This window comes from Acidimicrobiales bacterium (assembly GCA_036273495.1).
Taxonomy (GTDB): domain Bacteria; phylum Actinomycetota; class Acidimicrobiia; order Acidimicrobiales; family JAJPHE01; genus DASSEU01.
Genome location: DASUHN010000216.1, coordinates 1 through 16,695, shown reverse-complemented (window position 1 = coordinate 16,695; position 16,695 = coordinate 1). Strand labels below are relative to the sequence as shown.

Genomic DNA, 16,695 nt, shown 5'->3' with positions numbered 1-16,695 from the left:
GCGCTGGCTGGTCCGCCGGCCCGCCCTGCTGGCCGCCATCGGGGGATACGAGAGCGCCCTGATCGTCAGCTCGCGCGCCGAGACCCGGCACAAGCTGCTGGCGCAGCTGATGGCGTCGTCGCTCATCGGCTGCCCGTTCTGAATTGACATCGGCTCTGCCGTGAGCAGGGAGATGGGGATCACCGACGAGGAGATGGCCGCCGTCCCCCGTTACCGCCAGTCCGACCTCTTCTCCGAGGTGGACCGCCTCGTGCTGGACCTCACGGTGGCCATGTGCCGCACGCCGGCGGACGTGCGGGAGGAGCTGCGGGAGGAGCTGCTCCGGCACCTCACCCGGGGCCAGCTGACCGAGATCGCCGCCATGGTGGCGTGGGAGAACCACCGCGCCCGCCTGAACCGGGCCCTGGGCGTGCGCTCCGCCGGGTTCTCCGAGGGCGCCTTCTGTGTGGTGCCGCAGCGGCCGGACTGATCGGTGCCGGGGAGCCGGCGGAAGGCCGCTCCCGGGCCTCTACACCGGCCGGCCGATGCGGACGACCGACCGGCGCGTGATCTCGTGGCGCCGCAGGAACCGCCGGCCCGAGTTGGCCAGCGAGCCGCTCCGGGCCGCGAGCACGGTCCGGGACTCCTCCCACACCGCCAACGAGGCGTAGTGGGTCACGAGCAGGGCCGTGGCATCCGGCGCCTCGACGTCGGTGGCCCGGAACAGCCCCAGGATGGTGGCGTCGAAGCTGGACTCGAACGCCGGCCAGGCCCCGACGGACAGGTCCAGGAACTCGTCCCAGTCGGCGGCGGCGAGGTCGAACCAGCGCAGGGCCACGACGCCGGCCGCCACGGCCGGGGGGTGGTCGGTGGGGCGGGCCGTCGGCGCCAACGGGCGGGCGTCACGACTCCCGGCCCCGGTGGCGGCCGCGCCCAGCTCGGTGGGATCCGCTCCGGCCAGGACCACGGCCGACTCGTCGCTGGCCCATCCCACTGACGTGGCCCCGCGGAGCCGGAGCCACTCCCCGGCTATCGGGGGAGAGCCATCCGCCCCGCCGGGAACGGTCGCGGCGACGTAGGCGAGCGCCACGGGGTCCCTGTGGTCAGTCAACCATCATCTGGCGCCTGGGATCCCGGGTCCCGCTGAACAGGCCCGCCAGGGCCTGGTTGGCTCCGTCGGGGAGCTGCTCGAGCGGGGTGTCGAGCTCGGTGACGCTCGGTCCGAAGCGCTCGGCCTCCCCCGCCAGGGCGCCCAGGTCGAACCCGTAGAGGGCGGCGGCGTTGCCCGCCAGCAGCTGGTTGCGCTCCTCGGGGGACAGGCCCTGCATGCTCACCCGCAGGTGCTCCTTGCTGAACGGGTACGTGCCCTCGTCGTGGGGGTAGTCACTGCCCCACATCCAGTGGCCCTCGGCCACGACGTTGCGGCTGGCCACGTCCCACGGTCCGGCCATGCTCACCCCGAGGTACACGTTGTCGTGGATGTACTCGCTGGCCATGCGGGGCGGCGCCATGTCGGCGGTGAAGCGCAGCTCCCCCTGGCTGCCCTGCTTGACGTTGCGGATGAGGCCGTCGAGGCGCTGTCCCATCTCCTGCAGCCAGAAGCACCCCTGCTCGGTCAGGACCAGCTTGAGGCGGGGGAACCGCTCGAACACCCCGGCCAGGATCATCCACACCAGGGTGCGCTGGGAGTAGAAGCCCAGCTCGGAGATGTGGAGGATGGTCGAGGAGGGGAAGCGGGGGTACGCCGGGGACCCGGTGCCTCCGTGGGTGTGGAGGGGGATGTCGAGGTCCTCGCAGACGGCCCACAGGCGGTCGTACTCCGGGTCGTTGAGGGGCCGGATGTACCCGTGGGCGTCGGGCGGGACCGGTGGGATCAGGATCCCCTTGAGCCCGTTCTGCTTGATCCACTTGGCGTCGGCTATGGCGTCGTCGACGTCGTTGAGGAAGATCTGACCCAGGCCCACGCGCCGGTTGGGGAACTGGGCGCAGAAGTCGACGAGCCAGCGGTTGTGGGCCCGGATGCCGGCCAGGCGGTGCTCGTAGTCCTCCGGGTTGGGAGGAGGGGCAAAGAGCACGAAGCCCGGGAAGAACGGCGGGACGGTGTTGGGGAATATGACCTCCCCCACCACGCCGTCGGCGTCCTGCTGGGAGTTGCGCATGTCGTTGTCCCAGTTCCGCAGCCGGCGGTCGTCACCGGGTGCCAGATCCCGGTAGGGGTTCTGGTACCGGTTCCGCCAGGCGTCGAAGTCCTCCAGGTACTCGCTCTCGAGGAACTCCCTGTACTGGGCGTGGCTGGCGCCGGCATGGCTGTCGGCCGTGATGACCACGTGGTGGCCGCCGGCCAGACCCGGTGCGGCGGAGTCGACAGACGGCGCGTCTACGGTCATTTTTCGCCTCCTGGCGGGCCAAAGTGGAATGGACTCTATTTCGGGCCCTGGCGCCCCGCTAGGGGCCGGGGGCTCAACCCTCGCCCGCCGGGGGTGGCCAGCCCGAGCTGTCCGGACGCCGCCCCGACACCGGTTGCGGGCCCAACATGAAATCGGTCAGCTCCCGGTTCGAGCCCGACCCCACCTGCTGGGAGAAGTACGACCCGCCGGACCTCAGCACCTGGGCGATCTCGTCCCAGATCACGACAGTGGGATGCCGGCTTGCCACGAGGTCGAAGCGGGCGGAGGGGAAGGGCAGGACGGCCTCATCGGCCACCTCGGCCACCTCGGCCCCGAAGGGGCGCAGCCGGTTCCGGGCCCGGGCGACGTTGGGCGCCCAGGACTCGGTGGCGGCGACCACCGCGGGAGGCCCGACCCGGTCGAGGACCTCGCCGAAGACCTCTCCGCCCCCGGTCTGGACGTCCAGCACGGCGGTGGACCGGGCCACCCGATGTCCCAGCTGGTTGGCGTAGCCCCAGGAGGGGCGCTGCTCGGTGGCCCGGCCCTCGAACCAGGAGAAGTCCCAGCCCGCCGTGGGTTCGGCCTGACCCTCCGCCACGAGCTCGTCGAAGCCCACGATCGATGTCTTCCTCCGCCGCCTCGATTGATCCGGCCCATCTTCCCTGACGGGGTCGGCCCGCTATCGACGGACACGGCCCGATCAACGATCATCGAGCGGTGATCATCCGGGTCGAGGGCTACGACCTGCCGGGCCGCACCTGCGGGCCGGAGCCCGACTTCCCCGGCGGCCATCACAACATCCATGTGGCCGTCCAGGGCCGCAAGGGGCAGCAGGACCTCTTCGGCCTGGTCGCAGCCGATGCCGACGCCGCGGCTTGGGACCTGACCTGTGATGTGGTCGCGCCTCCTCCGGCGCCGGATCTGCGCGGTCCTCAGATCCAGGGCTCCCCGGGCAAACGCTTCGTCTACATCACGTGGGGAGCGGTCCAACCCGGGACCTTCCGCATGTTCCGCCGGGCCAAGCTGCGGCTCGACGCCGTCCCCACCGACGTCATGGCGTCGGCATGCGATCACGGCATCCTCCTCGGCCGGCTGGGGCTCACCGACGACAAGGGCTGGCCGCTCTGCGCGGCGGTGAGGCCGCCACGTATCGAATGGAGCGCTCCGGCGGGTCCCCGCCGGTAGGTTCGTCGGCATGGGCAGCGGATTGGTGGTCCTGCTCGATCGGAAGGTGGCCGGTCGCTACGCCGACGCCACCATCTCCGCTCTGCGCCATGCACTCGATCGCCTGGCGTGCGATCTTCCGCTGACCGAGCTCGCGACCAGCCGGATCGACCCGTTCGTCGCGGAGAGGTTCGACGGGATCGTCGTGGGTCCCGGCAGCCCCTACGAGAACGCGGACGGCGTCATCGGGGTCATCCGCGCCGCCCGCGAGCGGGGGGTCCCGCTCGTCGGCACGTGAGGCGGGTTCCAGCACGTGCTGGTCGAGCACGCCCGGAACGTCATGGGAATCGGAGACGCCGTCCATGCCGAGTACGGCGCACCCGGGACCGAGGTCGTGTCGCTGCTGAGTTGCTCGCTCGACGGTCTGGACGTGAACCTGCGGATCCGTCCGGGCACGCGGCTGCACGATCTTCACGGCGGGGCCGACCGGATCACCGAGCGCACGACCTGCAGCTACGGCCTCAACCCCGCCTTCCGGGGTCACCTCGAAGCGTCCGGGCTCGTTGTCAGTGCCACCGATGACACGACCGAGGCCCGTGCGGTCGAACGGCGTGACCATCCCTTCTTCCTGGCCACGCTCTACCAGCCTCAGCTGGGGTCGTCCCCGTCCCGCCCCCATCCCGTATTGGTCGGCCTGGTCCAGGCCGCGCTCTCGAGGGGCTGACCAGGGGACCGGGGAGGAGGGGGCCGGCCGGGCGCCGAACCCAGTACCGCAGGTCGTCACGGTCGTCGGGTCCCGGAGGTCAGGTGCCGTCTTCTCTTCGTCGTGGGCTGGTCGCCGCCCTCGGGCTGACGCTGGTTTCCGCCGGCGCCGCCCGGGCGGCCGGGTCGGGCGCCCAGGGGGCGGCGGCACTGGACCCCGAGCTGCCCGCCGGCGTGGTGGCCGCCAGCTTCGCCCCGGGCAGCCGGTGGGTGCCCGAGAAGGCCGTCTACGGGACCACCTCTCAGAACGACCTCCCCGTGACGATGAGCGACGGCACCGTGCTCCGGGCCAACGTGATCTACCCGACCGACCCGAAGACGGGGAAGATCGCGGCCGGGCCCTTCCCGGTGTTGTTGACCCAGCCCCCCTACGGGAAGGGGAGCGGTGGCTCGAGCGCCCCCGGCAGCGCCCAGCAGCCGGGGGCCGGGGCGGCCACCGGCGGGACCAACAACTATCTCGCCCAGCGGGGCTTCATCGAGGTCGTCGCCGACGTGCGGGGTACGGGCGACTCCGGCGGCAGCTGGGGGATCTTCGATCCCGTGCAGACCACCGACAGCATCACCCTCGTGAACTGGGCGGCCCGGCTGCCCCACTCCAGCGGCCGGGTCGGCACCTACGGCCCCTCCTACCTCGGGATCAACCAGCTCCTGGTGGCCGGGAACATCGGCCCGCGGTCGCCGCTCAAGGCCATCTTCCCCATGGTGGCCGCCAACGACATCTACCGCGACACCTCGTTCATGGGCGGGCTGATCGACAGCGAGTTCGACGAGGCCTACCTCGGCCTGACGGGCGGGGCCAACCTGGCGTATCCATTGTCCGACGCGGCCGGCAACCCTCCCGGTAGCGCCGGGGGGGCGGGCCAGGTCGCGGGCGTGGAGGCCGACCACGTCGCCGGCACGGCCAGCTATCACGTGGGGTTCTCGGCCGAGACGCTCGCCGGCGGGCCGACCGCATACGACGGCCAGTACTGGCAGGCGCGCGATCCCGGCAGCCTCCTCTCCGCCATCGTCGCCAACGGCATCCCGGCCTACCTCGTGGGCGGTGAGTTCGACCTGTTCCAGCGGGGCGAGCCCCTCAACTACGCCGGGTTCCAGAACGCCTACGACCACCGGCCCGCTGCTGTGCCGATGGTGCGGGGCCAGCCGGTGACCGGTCGCTACCAGCTGATCGACGGCCCGTGGGAGCACCTCAACGGCTCCTCCGTCGACGTCGACGCTCTCGAGCTGGCCTGGTTCGACCAGTGGCTCAAGGGGGAGCAGACCGGCGTCGGCTCCACGCCCACGCCGCTGCACTACTTCGACCTCGGCACTTCCAGCTGGGACGAGACCACGACCTACCCGTTCACCGGTGCCACCCCCCAGCGGCTCTACCTGGGGGCGGGCCGGCTCACAACGGGCGCACCGACGTCGGCCTCGGCAGGAGCAGACACCCTCGCCTGGACCGGCACCGACAGCCCGTGCAGCCGGCCCGTCGACCAGTGGTCGATGGGAGCGCTGTCGATTCCCTCGGCCGCGGTGGGCGTCACCGCTCCGTGCGCGGCCAACGACGCGCCGTCCGCCGACAACCCGGCCACGTCGGCGTCCTACACCTCGGCTCCCCTCCCCCATCCGGAGCGCATCGCCGGGCCGCTATCGGCCACCCTGTACGCCTCGGCCACCTCGGCCGACACGGAGTGGGTGGTCGAGGTGGAAGACGTGGCCCCCGACGGCACCGCCACCCCCCTCACCGAGGGCGCTCTGCTCGGATCGTTGCGGGCCGTCGACCCCACCCGGAGCTGGGCCACACCCGGGGGCGGCTATCTCATCCCCTACCACCCGTACACCGAGGGCTCATCGCGGGCGGTCGGGCCGGGCCAGCTCACCCGCTACGACGTCGAGATCTTCCCGACCCTCGCCACCATCGCCGCCGGCCACTCCATCCGCGTGACCATCAGCACCGCCGACAGCCCCCACCTCAGCCCGACGGCACCGGAGGCGGCCAACCTCGCCGGCGGCGTCTACACCCTCGAGCGCTCCCCGGCCGGGCCCTCCTACCTCGAGCTGGACGTTCAGCCCGGAGGCTGAGCGGGGCGCCCCAGGTGGCGGGCGAAGAAGGCCTCGTAGGCGTCCCGCTCGAACAGCGGGATCTGCACGTGGCCGCCGGGGTTGACGTGCATCGTCTTCTCGTTCACCAGACGGTGCCGGCCTGTTGTCTCGTGGCGGCGTTGATCCGGTTGAACAGGTTGGTCGTGGCGATCCAGAGGACCAGGCCGGCCAGCTCCTTGTCGTCGAAGTGCCGAGCGGCGTCGTCCCATACCGCGTCGGGCACCGCATCCTCCCGGTCCGACAGGCGGGTCATCGACTCGGCCAGGGCCAGAGCGGCCCTCTCCGCCGCGGTGAACAGGTCCGTCTCCCGCCAGGCCGCCACGGCGAAGAGGCGCTCGTCGCTCTCCCCCGCCTTCTTGGCGCTGATGGCCCCGCTGTAGACACAGGGGCTGCATCCGTTGACCTGGCTGGCCCGGAGGTGGGCCAGCTCCAGGGTGGTCCGGGGCACCCCGGCGCCGTGGGCCGCCTTGATGAGGGACTGGATCCCCTTCATCGCGTCGGGCAGGTGCTGGGCTGGGTTGTCCATTCTCGCTGTCATGCCCCTTATGACGCACCAGACCGCTGATCTGTGACCGGCCTGTCACATCCGGGGCCGCCGGCGCGTCAATCTGGCCGTACTGGAACAGAACACCTACCGACCAGGAGGAACCGTTGAATACGATGACCTGCAAGGAGTTGGGCGGTCCCTGCGACCTTGCTCACCGGGGCAGCTCGGCTGACGACGTCATCAAGGCCCAGGACCGGCACCTCAAGGAAGTGGTGGCCGGCGGCGACCATGCCCATGAGGACGCCCTGAAGGCGATGAAGGGAAGGTGGCGCCATCCCATCGCCGGAATGGGTTGGTACCGGGACGCCAAGCGGCGCTTCGCCGAGCTTCCGGAGGCGTGACCCATGCCGATGATGACGGCGGCCGCGGGGGCCGCCGTCATCCGGGCATCCGGGGCCGCCCGGCTCAGTCGTCGGAGTGGCTCACCACGTTGATCACGTTGCCGTCGGGCGCCCGGACGAAGAACCGCCGGACCCCCCACTCCTCGGTCGTCAGCGGATGGACGATCTCGTATCCCCTGCGACGCGCCTCCTCGTACGCCTCGTCCACATGGGCGCCCACGGCCACGGAGACGACCGAGTCATACGGAGCCGTGGCGTCCCGGGTGACCAGCTGCACGGCGGCCCGGCCGTCCGGAGACTCGAGGCGGGTCACCCAGCCGAGGTTGAACGCCTCGGTCGTGAGCCCGAGGTAGTCCGCGTAGAACTCCCGGGCCTTGGTGATGTCCGGCACGGACAGGTTGGCCATCACTCTGGTTGGTCGCATGGTTCCTCCTGATGCTGCTGGCTGGGCCCCAGACCCGAAAGATCGGGCCGGAGCGGGAAGTCGGATTCTTCCCCGGTCGGCCCCGGGTGGTTCCCGGTACGATGCCGGCCATGGCGGCACCTCGACGATTCGATGTCATCGTCATCGGAGCGGGCGTAGCCGGGCTCTATGCCGTCCATCTCCTGCGGGAGAGAGGGTTCTCGGTCCGGGCCCTGGAGAAGGGTGACGGGGTCGGTGGCACCTGGTACTGGAACCGCTATCCGGGGGCCCGGTGCGACGTCCAGAGCATCGAGTACTCCTACAGCTTCAGCAAGGAGATCGAGCAGGAGTGGGAGTGGACCGAGCTCATGCCGGCCCAGCCCGAGATCGAGGCCTACCTGAACTTCGTGGCCGACCGGCTGGACCTGCGCCGGGACATCCAGCTGGACACCCGCGTCACGACTCTCACTTACGACGAGGCCGACGCCAGCTGGTCGGTCGAGACGGACGGCCCCGACCGCTTCGTGGCCCGGTGGGTCATCGCCGCAACCGGTTGCCTGTCCGCTCCTCTGGAACCGGACATCCCGGGGCTGTCGTCGTTCACCGGCGCGACCCTGTACACCAACCGGTTCCCGAAGGAGGGCTTCGACTTCACCGACCTCCGCGTCGGGGTGGTGGGAACGGGATCGTCCGGGGTGCAGTCCATCCCGGTCATCGCCGAGCAGGCCGAGCACCTCTACGTCTTCCAGCGCTCCGCCGCCTACACCCGGCCGGCCAACAACCGGCCGCTGCAACCCGGCGAGCTCGACGCCGTCAAGGCCGACTACGACGGACTGCGCCGCCGTCAGCGTGCCGCCTACGCCGGGCTGGTGAGCTTCGGAGCCGTTTCCTTCGAGGGCATCACACCCCCGTCCCGCCGGATCCTGGACACCCCGCGGGAGGAGCGCCTGGCCGTGCTAGAGGACCTGGGCTGGACCGCCCCGGGGGCGTGGGCCGACGTCATGTTCGACCTGGAGGCCAACCGGGCCGGCACGGAGCTGTACGGCGAGCTGGTGCGCAGGGAGGTCAAGGATCCCGACGTGGCGGAGTCCCTGATCCCGCACTACCCGCTGGGCTGCAAGCGCCAGATCCTCGACATCGGCTACTTCGCGTCCTTCAACTGCGACAACGTCACCCTCGTCGATCTCCGCCGCGAGCCGATCGTGGAGGTACGATCGGCCGGGATCCACACCGACAAGAGGGGCATCGACCTCGACGTCCTCGTGATGGCCACCGGCTTCGACGCCATGACGGGAGCCCTCAACCGGATCGACGTGCGTGGTCGGGAGGGTCGGTCGCTGCAGGAGTTCTGGAGCACCGAGGGCCCGGGCAGCTACCTGGGGCTCCAAGTGGCCGGCTTCCCGAACCTGTTCACGATCACGGGCCCGGGGAGTCCCTCGGTCCTGACCAACATGATGGTGGCCATCGAGCAGCACGTCGACTGGATCACCGACTGTCTGGTCTACCTGCGTGACCACGATCGGCGCAGCATCGAGGCCTCTCGCGAGGCCCAGGAGGCCTGGGTCGACCACGCCACGTCGATCGTCACCGGGCTGGTACGGGCGTCCGACGCGTGCAACTCCTGGTACGTCGGCGCCAACGTGGCCGGCAAGAAGCGGTTCCACATGCCGTACGTCGGCGGACTCCCGGCCTACCGCCAGAAGTGCGAAGAGGTTGTCGCCGCCGGGTACGAGGGCTTCGTCCTGACCTGACGCCGGGGCGGCCCCCGCCGCGGTCCCGAGTGGTCCGGTCCCGGCCCACGTACGATCAGCCCGGTGTCCGTGAGACCCGAGTCGCCTCCGGCGGAGGACCTGTGGTCCGAAGCCGAAGCTCTCCAGCGCGACGTCAGGATCCGGTTGGTCATCATCGCCGCCAACGTGGCCGGCGCCGCCCTGGTCGCCCTCGAAGCCGTGGTGGTGGGCCTGCCCGCATCGAGCTTCAACGCGCCGAGCTTCGTCCGCAACAACGTCCTGCCGGCCGTGGTCCTCGTCGTCTACCTCGCCCTGGCCGTGCTGGTCGAGGACGGCCTGAACCGGCGCCGGCTCGAGCGGTCGTTCGGCTGGATCGGCCAGCGCCGGGAGCCCGAGCCGGCCGAGGTCGGCGAGGTGTTCGACTACCCGTGGGTGCTGGCCCGTCGCATCCTGGCCTGGTGGCTGGGTGGGTCGGCCCTCTTCCTGGGTCTCAACCTCGGCTTCGGCAACGACGTCGCCTACTCCCTCCGCACCGCCCTGGGTATCGCCCTCGGGGGCCTGACGAGCTCGGCGGTCTCGTTCCTGCTCCTCGAGCGCTACAACCGCCCGATCTTCGCCCTGGCCCTGGCGGGGGAGGCGACCGGGCGGGGCGGGCGCATCGGCCTCCAGCGCCGCCTGCTGCTGACCTGGGCCCTGGGGGCCGGGGTTCCCGTGATCGTCATCGTCGCCGCCCCGGCCGGTCTATCGGCGAGCCAGCGTGCCGGGCTGGCCGTGCCGGTGCTGATCGTCGGCGCCATCGCCCTGGCCGTGGGCTTCGGCCTGACCATGATCGCGTCACGCTCGGTCGTCGATCCGATCCACGTCCTGCGTCGCTCGCAGCGGCAGGTCGAGGACGGGGACCTCACCGTGGAGGTCAGAGTCGACGATGGCGGTGAGGTGGGTCTGCTCCAGGCCGGCTTCAACCGGATGGTGACCGCACTGGCCGAGAGGCAGCGGATCCGGGACCTGTTCGGCCGCCACGTCGGGCTGGAGGTGGCCCGCCTGGCCCTGAGCGACGAGAGCGCCATGGGTGGCGAGCTCCGGGACGCCAGTGTGCTGTTCGTCGATCTCATCGGCTCCACGGGCATGGCCCAGAGCCTCGCTCCCCACGAGGTGGTCGACCTGCTCAACCTGTTCTTCTCGGCCGTCGTGCGTTGTGCGGGCGAGGAGGGTGGCTGGGTCAACAAGTTCGAAGGCGACGCCGCCCTCTGTGTGTTCGGACCCCCGTCTGGTCATGACCACCACGCCGCCGCCGCCCTGCGAACGGCCCGCAAGCTGCGGGGCGAGATCGAGGCCCTGGCCCGGAGTCACCCGGGCTTCGACGCCGGGACCGGGATCTCCAGCGGGTCGGTGGTGGCGGGCAACATCGGGGCCGAGGACCGGTACGAGTACACGGTCATCGGGGATCCCGTGAACGAGGCGGCCCGTCTGAGCGAGGAGGCGAAACAGACCCCGGCCCGGGTCCTCGCCAGCGGCGCAGTCGTCAATGCTTCGGGAGACGAGGGCGGGCGCTGGCGACACTGCGGCTCGCGCCTGCTCAGAGGACGCGACCGTGAGACGGAGCTGTACGAGCCCGCCTGAGCGACCCGGCCCGGACGGCCTAGCCGACCGAGCCCTCCATCTGCAGCTCGATCAGGCGGCTCCACTCCACCGCGTACTCCATCGGCAGGGTCCGGGTGATCGGCTCGATGAAGCCGTTGACGATCATGCCCATGGCCTGCTGCTCGGAGAGACCCCGGCTCATCAGATAGAAGAGCTGGTCGTCCCCGACCTTCGAGACCGTGGCCTCGTGGCCGATGCGGGCGTCCTCCTCCGCCACCTCCATGTACGGGTAGGTGTCGGACCGGCTCTCGTCGTCGAGCATCAGGGCGTCGCAGCGCACGAAGCTCTTGGAGTTCTCGGCTCCCTCCTCGACCCGGACGAGACCCCGGTACGAGGTGCGCCCACCGTCCTTGGAGATCGACTTCGAGATGATGGTGGACGTCGTCTCCGGCGCGGCGTGGATCATCTTGGCCCCGGCGTCCTGGTGCTGGCCGGGCCCGGCGTAGGCCACGGAGAGGACCTCGCCCGACGCCTTGGGACCCATGAGGTACACCGACGGGTACTTCATAGTGAGCCGCGAGCCGATGTTCCCGTCGATCCATTCGACGCGGGCCTCGGCCTCGGCCCGCGCCCGCTTCGTCACGAGGTTGTACACGTTGTTCGACCAGTTCTGGATGGTCGTGTACGTGATGCGTGATCCCGGCAGGGCCACGAGCTCGACGACGGCGGAGTGCAGGGAGTCGGTCGTGTACACCGGAGCCGAGCAGCCCTCGATGTAGTGCACCTGGGCACCCTCGTCCGCGATGATCAGGGTCCGCTCGAACTGACCCATGTTCTCGGCGTTGATCCGGAAGTACGCCTGCAGCGGCATGTCGACCTTGACGCCGGGCGGGACGTAGATGAACGAGCCACCGGACCACACCGCCGAGTTCAGCGCCGCGAACTTGTTGTCGTTGGGCGGGATGAGGGTCCCGAAGTACTTCTTGACGATCTCGGGGTACTCCCGGATCCCGGTGTCCATGTCGCTGAACAGGACACCCTGCGCCTCCAGGTCCTCCCGGTTGCGGTGGTAGACGACTTCCGATTCGTACTGTGCCGTGACGCCTGCCAGATACTTCCGCTCGGCCTCGGGGATGCCCAGCTTCTCGTAGGTGGCCTTGACCGAGTCGGGCAGCTGGTCCCAGGCGTTGACCTGCTTGTCGGTGGGCTTGATGTAGTAGTAGATGTCGTTGAAGTCCAGGTCCGGCATCCGGTCGGCGAACCAGGGCGCCATGGGCCGGCGCTCGAAGTGCCTGAGGGACTTGAGGCGGAAGTCCCGCATCCAGTCGGGCTCCCCCTTCATCCAGGACATCTCCCGGACGATGTCCTCGGAGAGGCCCTTCTTGGGCTTGAAGACGTAGTCCTCGGCGTCGCTCCAGCCCAGCTTGTACCGGCCTAGGTCGAGTGGTTCCTGGATGGCCATGGGCTGCGTTCCCTCCCCCTGGAGGCGTCCGTCGTGGGGGAATTTCCCCTATGGCGATAGTAACAAATCCCCCCCGGCCCCCCTTCCCCCCCGGCGGAGCCCAACCGGGGCCCGGGAAACCGGGAAGGTTCGACCCTCGAAGTAAATAGACTCCCGGGGTGTCCGCAGACGGTGCAGCCGCCAGGAACGGCTCGGAGAGGGCCGACGACGAGCAGCAGGAGGCCGGCGGGACCACGCCGAGAGAGGGGTGGCGGCTCCTCTCCCGGATGACCGGCCGCAACCGCCGCCTCGTGGCCCTCGGCGTCCTGGCCGGGCAGCTCTGGACGGTCCTGCGGGTGGCCATCCCCCTGCTGACCGCCGGCGCCATCAACCTCGTCCAGGGCCTGGCCCAGTCCAACCGGCACCAGCCCGACCACCACCACCTGAGCGAGCTGGCCTGGTGGGGAGTGGCCATCCTCCTCCTCGGCGGCCTGTCGGCCACCTGCTCCGGGATCCGGCGCTACCTCGCCTTCGCGGTGGCGTACCGGGTCGAGACCGACCTGCGCGAGGACATGTTCGGCAACCTCCAGCGCCTCGACTTCCGGTTCCACGACCACGCCCAGACGGGCCAGCTGATGGCCCGGGCCGCCACCGACCTCCAGCAGATCAACCAGTTCGTGGTGATGATCCCCATCACCATCGCCAACATCCTGACGATCCTGTCGGTGACGGCGATCCTCTTCTACATCAACGCCACCCTGGCCCTGATCGCCCTGGCGTCGCTGCCGATCCTCAACCTGGCGGCCAAGCGCTACTCGAACCGGATCCACCCGGTGTCGATGACCCTCCAGCACGAGCTGTCCGGTCTGTCCACCGTCGTCGAGGAGACCGTCACCGGGATCCGGGCGGTGAAGGGCTTCGGGGCCGAGAGCACCCAGGCCCGCCAGCTGGCCGTCCAGGCCGACCGCATCTACGACCGGATCATCGACCTGGCCCGGATCCGGGCCTTCTTCAACCCCCTGCTCGACGTGCTCCCGGCCCTGTCGCTCGCGTTCGTCCTGTGGTACGGCGGGGTGGCCGTCGCCCACCACCGCCTGAGTCTCGGGGACCTGGTGGCGTTCAACCTCTACGTGGTCATGCTCGTGGGGCCGCTGCAGATGGTGGGGCAGATCATTGCCCAGGCGCAGCGGGCGGTCGCCTCGTCCCAGAGGGTGAAGGAGATCCTCGACGCCGACCCCAAGATCTACGACGACCCCCACGCCCGGCCCCTTCCGGATGGGCAGGGCGAGGTCCGCTTCGAGCAGGTGTCGTTCTCCTACGGGGAGGGCGGCCGCCCCGTGCTCGACGGCCTCGACCTGGTCATCCGCCCGGGGGAGTCGGTGGCGCTGGTGGGCGCCACCGGGTCGGGCAAGAGCACCGTGGCCCGCCTGCTGGCCCGGTTCTACGACCCGGAGTCAGGGCGGGTCACCCTCGACGGCGCCGACATCCGGGACGTCCAGCTGCGCCGGCTGCGCCGGGCGGTGGCCATCGTGTTCGAGGACACCTTCCTGTTCTCGACGAGCGTGGCCGAGAACATCGCCTTCGCCGAGCCGGACACTCCGTTCGAGCGGGTGGTGCGGGCCGCCGAGCTGGCCGGGGCCCACGAGTTCATCTCCGACCTGCCCGGCGGTTACGACACCATGCTCGGGGAGCGGGGCCTGTCGCTGTCGGGGGGCCAGCGCCAGCGCCTGGCCCTGGCCCGGGCCATCCTGGCCGACCCACGCGTCCTGGTGCTCGACGACGCCACCTCGTCGGTCGACGCCACCAAGGAGCACGAGATCCGCGACGCTTTGACCCAGGTGATGACGGGGCGGACGACCATCGTCATCGCCCACCGCCCGGCGACGATCGCCCTGGCCCAGCGGGTGGTGCTGGTCGACGGCGGCCGGATCGTCGCTGAAGGGACCCACGAGTCGCTGGCCGCCGGGAACGATCGCTACCGCGAGGTACTGGCCCAGGGGGCGGCCATCGACGTGGCCCGGGCCCATCTGGCCGGGGCCGAGGAGGTGCCGGCCTGATGCGGGGCGGAGGAGGCGGCGGCGGGGGCTGGTGGGGTGCGTCCGCCCTCGAGGAGGAGGACCGGATCGGCACGGCCGAGGCCACCCAGGTGGTGCGCCGGACGGCCCGGCTCCTGCGACCGTATCGCCGGGCCCTCCTGGCCGCCGTGCTGGTGCTGGTGATCTACGCCGTGTGCACCGAGGCCGGCCCGCTGCTCCTGCGCTTCGCCATCGACCACGGGATCAGGCCCGGTCACGTCCACGTCGGGGTGATCGAGGGGGCGGCCCTCGTGTACATCTTCACCGCCGCCGTGATGGCGGTGAGCGAGCGGGCCCAGATCCTGATGGTGAACCGGGTCGGGGAGTCGTTCCTGCGGGACCTCCGCAACCGCGTCTTCGGGCACATCCTGGCCCTGTCGATGTCGTTCTTCGACACCGAGCAGACCGGGAAGCTGGTCTCGCGCATGACCCAGGACATCGACGCCCTCGAGATGCTCGTGCAGCAGGGGCTCCTGGTCTTCGTGGTGAGCTCCCTGCTGTTCGTCACCTCGATCGTCGTGATGCTGGTCCTGTCCCCGCTCCTGTTCCTCGTGTGCATGGCCCTGCTGCCGTGGGTGATCCGCGCCAGCCGCCGCTTCCGGCGGGACTCCAACGCCGCCTACCTGACCGTTCGCGACCGGATCGGCCAGACCCTGTCGACCTTCCAGGAGTCGATCAGCGGGGTGCGGGTGATCCAGGCCTTCGGCCGGGAGGACCAGATGGTGGGCCGTTTCCGCGGCCACAACCGGGAGCAGCTCGACGCCAACGTGGAGGCCGTCCGCATCTCGGCCCGGTACTTCCCGATCATCGAGTTCACCACGTCGTTCGCCACCGCCGCCATCGTCGGGGTGGGTGGGCTGATGGTCGTGCACGGGATGACCACGGTCGGCACCGTCGGGGCCTTCATCCTGTTCCTCTCGCTGCTGATCACCCCCATCCAGCAGATCAGCCAGCTGTTCAACCTGATCCAGCAGGCCGGGGCGGCCCTGTTCAAGATCTACACCCTGCTCGACGTCCGTCCCGCCATCTCCGAGCGCCCCGGCGCCGTCGACCTGCCCGCCCACGGCCACCTGGCCCTCGAGGACGTCACTTTCTCGTACCGCCCCGGGGAGACCGAGCCGGTCCTGCGCAACGTCGGCCTGGAGATCGACTTCGGGGAGCGGGTGGCGCTGGTCGGACCGACGGGGGCGGGCAAGTCGACGGTGGCCAAGCTGCTGGCCCGCTTCTACGACCCGACCGAGGGCCGGGTGACCTACGGCGGGGTCGACGTGCGCGACGCCACCCTCGGGTCACTGCGCCGGCGCATCACCGTCGTGCCCCAGGAGGGGTTCCTGTTCCACGGCACCATCCGCGAGAACGTCCGGCTCGGCCGGGAGGGCGCCACGGACGACGAGGTCAGCGACGCCCTGGGCCTCATCGGGGCGCTGGAGCGCTTCGCGTCGTTCCCCGAGGGTCTCGAGACCGAGGTGCGCGAGCGCGGCTCGCGCCTGTCGGCCGGGGAGCGCCAGCTGGTGTCGCTGGCCCGGGCGGCCCTGGCCAACCCCGACGTGCTGATCCTCGACGAGGCCACCTCCAACCTCGACCCGGGGACCGAGTCCGCCGTCGAGGAGGCCATGGGCGCACTGATGGAGGGACGGACGGTGATCGTGATAGCCCACCGGCTGTCCACCGCCCGGCGGGCGGACCGGGTGGCGGTCGTCGACGACGGCCAGGTGGTCGAGGTCGGCACCCACGACGAGCTGATGGGCCGGGGTGGCCGCTACAGCGCCCTCTACGAGTCGTGGGCGGGCGGCCTGGGCGTGACCGCTTGAGCGAGGCCCCCCGGCCCGAGCCCCGCCCCCACCGCATCACCGCCCACGGGGACACCCGCGTCGACGAGTGGTTCTGGCTCCGCGACCGCGACGATCCGGCCGTCACGGCCCAGCTGGAGGCGGAGAACGCCTACACGGCGGCCATGACCGCTCCCGCGGCCGGGCTGCGCGACCGTCTGTACGCCGAGATCGTGGCGCGCATCCTCGAGACCGACCTCTCCGTGCCCGCCCTGCGCTCCGGGTGGTGGTACTACAACCGCACCGTCGAGGGCCTGCAGTACCCGATCCACTGCCGCAAGCCGGCGCCGGCCGAGCCGCCGGCCCTCGACGACCGCCCGACCGACCCCACCGCCGTACCCGGTGACGAGGTCGTGCTCCTCGACCAGAAC

At 70.6% G+C, this 16,695-nt stretch carries 18 protein-coding genes; 11 read left to right on the top strand and 7 right to left on the bottom strand.

The annotated features are described in order from the left end of the window. The first annotated feature begins 160 nt into the window (after positions 1-160). Positions 161-469 carry a hypothetical protein gene (locus VFW24_09140; GenBank protein HEX5266927.1) on the top strand — a complete coding sequence of 103 codons (309 nt, stop codon included), beginning with the start codon at positions 161-163 and terminating at the stop codon, positions 467-469. A 39-nt stretch (positions 470-508) separates the two neighbouring features. On the opposite strand, the gene VFW24_09135 is transcribed toward VFW24_09140, so the two are convergent. From VFW24_09135 to VFW24_09125, 3 genes are all read right to left on the bottom strand, one after another. Further along, positions 509-1,090, bottom strand: a complete 582-nt coding sequence (locus tag VFW24_09135; protein HEX5266926.1) for a hypothetical protein — start codon at positions 1,088-1,090, stop codon at positions 509-511. Continuing rightward, on the bottom strand, positions 1,083-2,366 hold the full coding sequence (locus tag VFW24_09130) for an amidohydrolase family protein (GenBank protein ID HEX5266925.1): 1,284 nt from the start codon (positions 2,364-2,366) through the stop codon (positions 1,083-1,085). The genes VFW24_09135 and VFW24_09130 overlap by 8 nt, the downstream gene beginning before the upstream one ends. A gap of 73 nt (positions 2,367-2,439) precedes the next feature. Continuing rightward, positions 2,440-2,982, bottom strand: a complete 543-nt coding sequence (locus VFW24_09125; GenBank protein HEX5266924.1) for a class I SAM-dependent methyltransferase — start codon at positions 2,980-2,982, stop codon at positions 2,440-2,442. Positions 2,983-3,083: 101 nt separating this feature from the next. Between VFW24_09125 and VFW24_09120 the strand changes: the two genes are divergently transcribed. From VFW24_09120 to VFW24_09105, 4 genes are all read left to right on the top strand, one after another. Continuing rightward, complete coding sequence (locus VFW24_09120; protein HEX5266923.1) at positions 3,084-3,551, top strand: DUF5990 family protein; 468 nt, start codon at positions 3,084-3,086, stop codon at positions 3,549-3,551. 10 nt (positions 3,552-3,561) lie between these two features. Continuing rightward, positions 3,562-3,828 carry a hypothetical protein gene (locus VFW24_09115; GenBank protein ID HEX5266922.1) on the top strand — a complete coding sequence of 89 codons (267 nt, stop codon included), beginning with the start codon at positions 3,562-3,564 and terminating at the stop codon, positions 3,826-3,828. Between the two features lie 15 nt (positions 3,829-3,843). Further along, on the top strand, positions 3,844-4,254 hold the full coding sequence (locus VFW24_09110; GenBank protein HEX5266921.1) for a hypothetical protein: 411 nt from the start codon (positions 3,844-3,846) through the stop codon (positions 4,252-4,254). Positions 4,255-4,337: 83 nt separating this feature from the next. Next, positions 4,338-6,356, top strand: a complete 2,019-nt coding sequence (locus VFW24_09105) for a CocE/NonD family hydrolase (GenBank protein HEX5266920.1) — start codon at positions 4,338-4,340, stop codon at positions 6,354-6,356. Here VFW24_09105 and VFW24_09100 read toward each other — a convergent pair. Continuing rightward, on the bottom strand, positions 6,341-6,463 hold the full coding sequence (locus VFW24_09100) for a hypothetical protein (protein HEX5266919.1): 123 nt from the start codon (positions 6,461-6,463) through the stop codon (positions 6,341-6,343). The two genes, VFW24_09105 and VFW24_09100, sit on opposite strands and share 16 nt — an antisense overlap. Beyond that, on the bottom strand, positions 6,460-6,903 hold the full coding sequence (locus tag VFW24_09095; GenBank protein ID HEX5266918.1) for a carboxymuconolactone decarboxylase family protein: 444 nt from the start codon (positions 6,901-6,903) through the stop codon (positions 6,460-6,462). The genes VFW24_09100 and VFW24_09095 overlap by 4 nt, the downstream gene beginning before the upstream one ends. Before the next feature lie 134 nt (positions 6,904-7,037). On the opposite strand from VFW24_09095, the gene VFW24_09090 reads away from it, so the two are divergent. Then, positions 7,038-7,265 (top strand): hypothetical protein, encoded by a 228-nt coding sequence (locus tag VFW24_09090; GenBank protein ID HEX5266917.1) that lies wholly within the window; start codon positions 7,038-7,040, stop codon positions 7,263-7,265. A gap of 64 nt (positions 7,266-7,329) precedes the next feature. On the opposite strand, the gene VFW24_09085 is transcribed toward VFW24_09090, so the two are convergent. Continuing rightward, complete coding sequence (locus VFW24_09085) at positions 7,330-7,689, bottom strand: VOC family protein (GenBank protein ID HEX5266916.1); 360 nt, start codon at positions 7,687-7,689, stop codon at positions 7,330-7,332. 110 nt (positions 7,690-7,799) lie between these two features. Between VFW24_09085 and VFW24_09080 the strand changes: the two genes are divergently transcribed. Then, entirely contained in the window at positions 7,800-9,419 is a 1,620-nt protein-coding gene (locus VFW24_09080; GenBank protein HEX5266915.1) for an NAD(P)/FAD-dependent oxidoreductase, read from the top strand. Between the two features lie 63 nt (positions 9,420-9,482). Beyond that, positions 9,483-11,018, top strand: coding sequence for an adenylate/guanylate cyclase domain-containing protein (locus VFW24_09075; GenBank protein ID HEX5266914.1), 1,536 nt, complete (start codon positions 9,483-9,485; stop codon positions 11,016-11,018). 19 nt (positions 11,019-11,037) lie between these two features. Here VFW24_09075 and sufB read toward each other — a convergent pair whose 3' ends face one another. Then, positions 11,038-12,441, bottom strand: coding sequence for a Fe-S cluster assembly protein SufB (gene sufB, locus VFW24_09070; protein ID HEX5266913.1), 1,404 nt, complete (start codon positions 12,439-12,441; stop codon positions 11,038-11,040). A 158-nt stretch (positions 12,442-12,599) separates the two neighbouring features. On the opposite strand from sufB, the gene VFW24_09065 reads away from it, so the two are divergent. The 3 genes from VFW24_09065 to VFW24_09055 all read left to right on the top strand — a co-directional run. Then, positions 12,600-14,477, top strand: a complete 1,878-nt coding sequence (locus VFW24_09065) for an ABC transporter ATP-binding protein (protein ID HEX5266912.1) — start codon at positions 12,600-12,602, stop codon at positions 14,475-14,477. Continuing rightward, positions 14,477-16,306, top strand: a complete 1,830-nt coding sequence (locus VFW24_09060; protein ID HEX5266911.1) for an ABC transporter ATP-binding protein — start codon at positions 14,477-14,479, stop codon at positions 16,304-16,306. Before VFW24_09065 ends, VFW24_09060 begins: the two co-directional genes overlap by 1 nt. Continuing rightward, on the top strand, positions 16,303-16,695 hold a 393-nt coding region (locus tag VFW24_09055), incomplete at its 3' end, for a hypothetical protein (protein ID HEX5266910.1). The genes VFW24_09060 and VFW24_09055, both read left to right, overlap by 4 nt.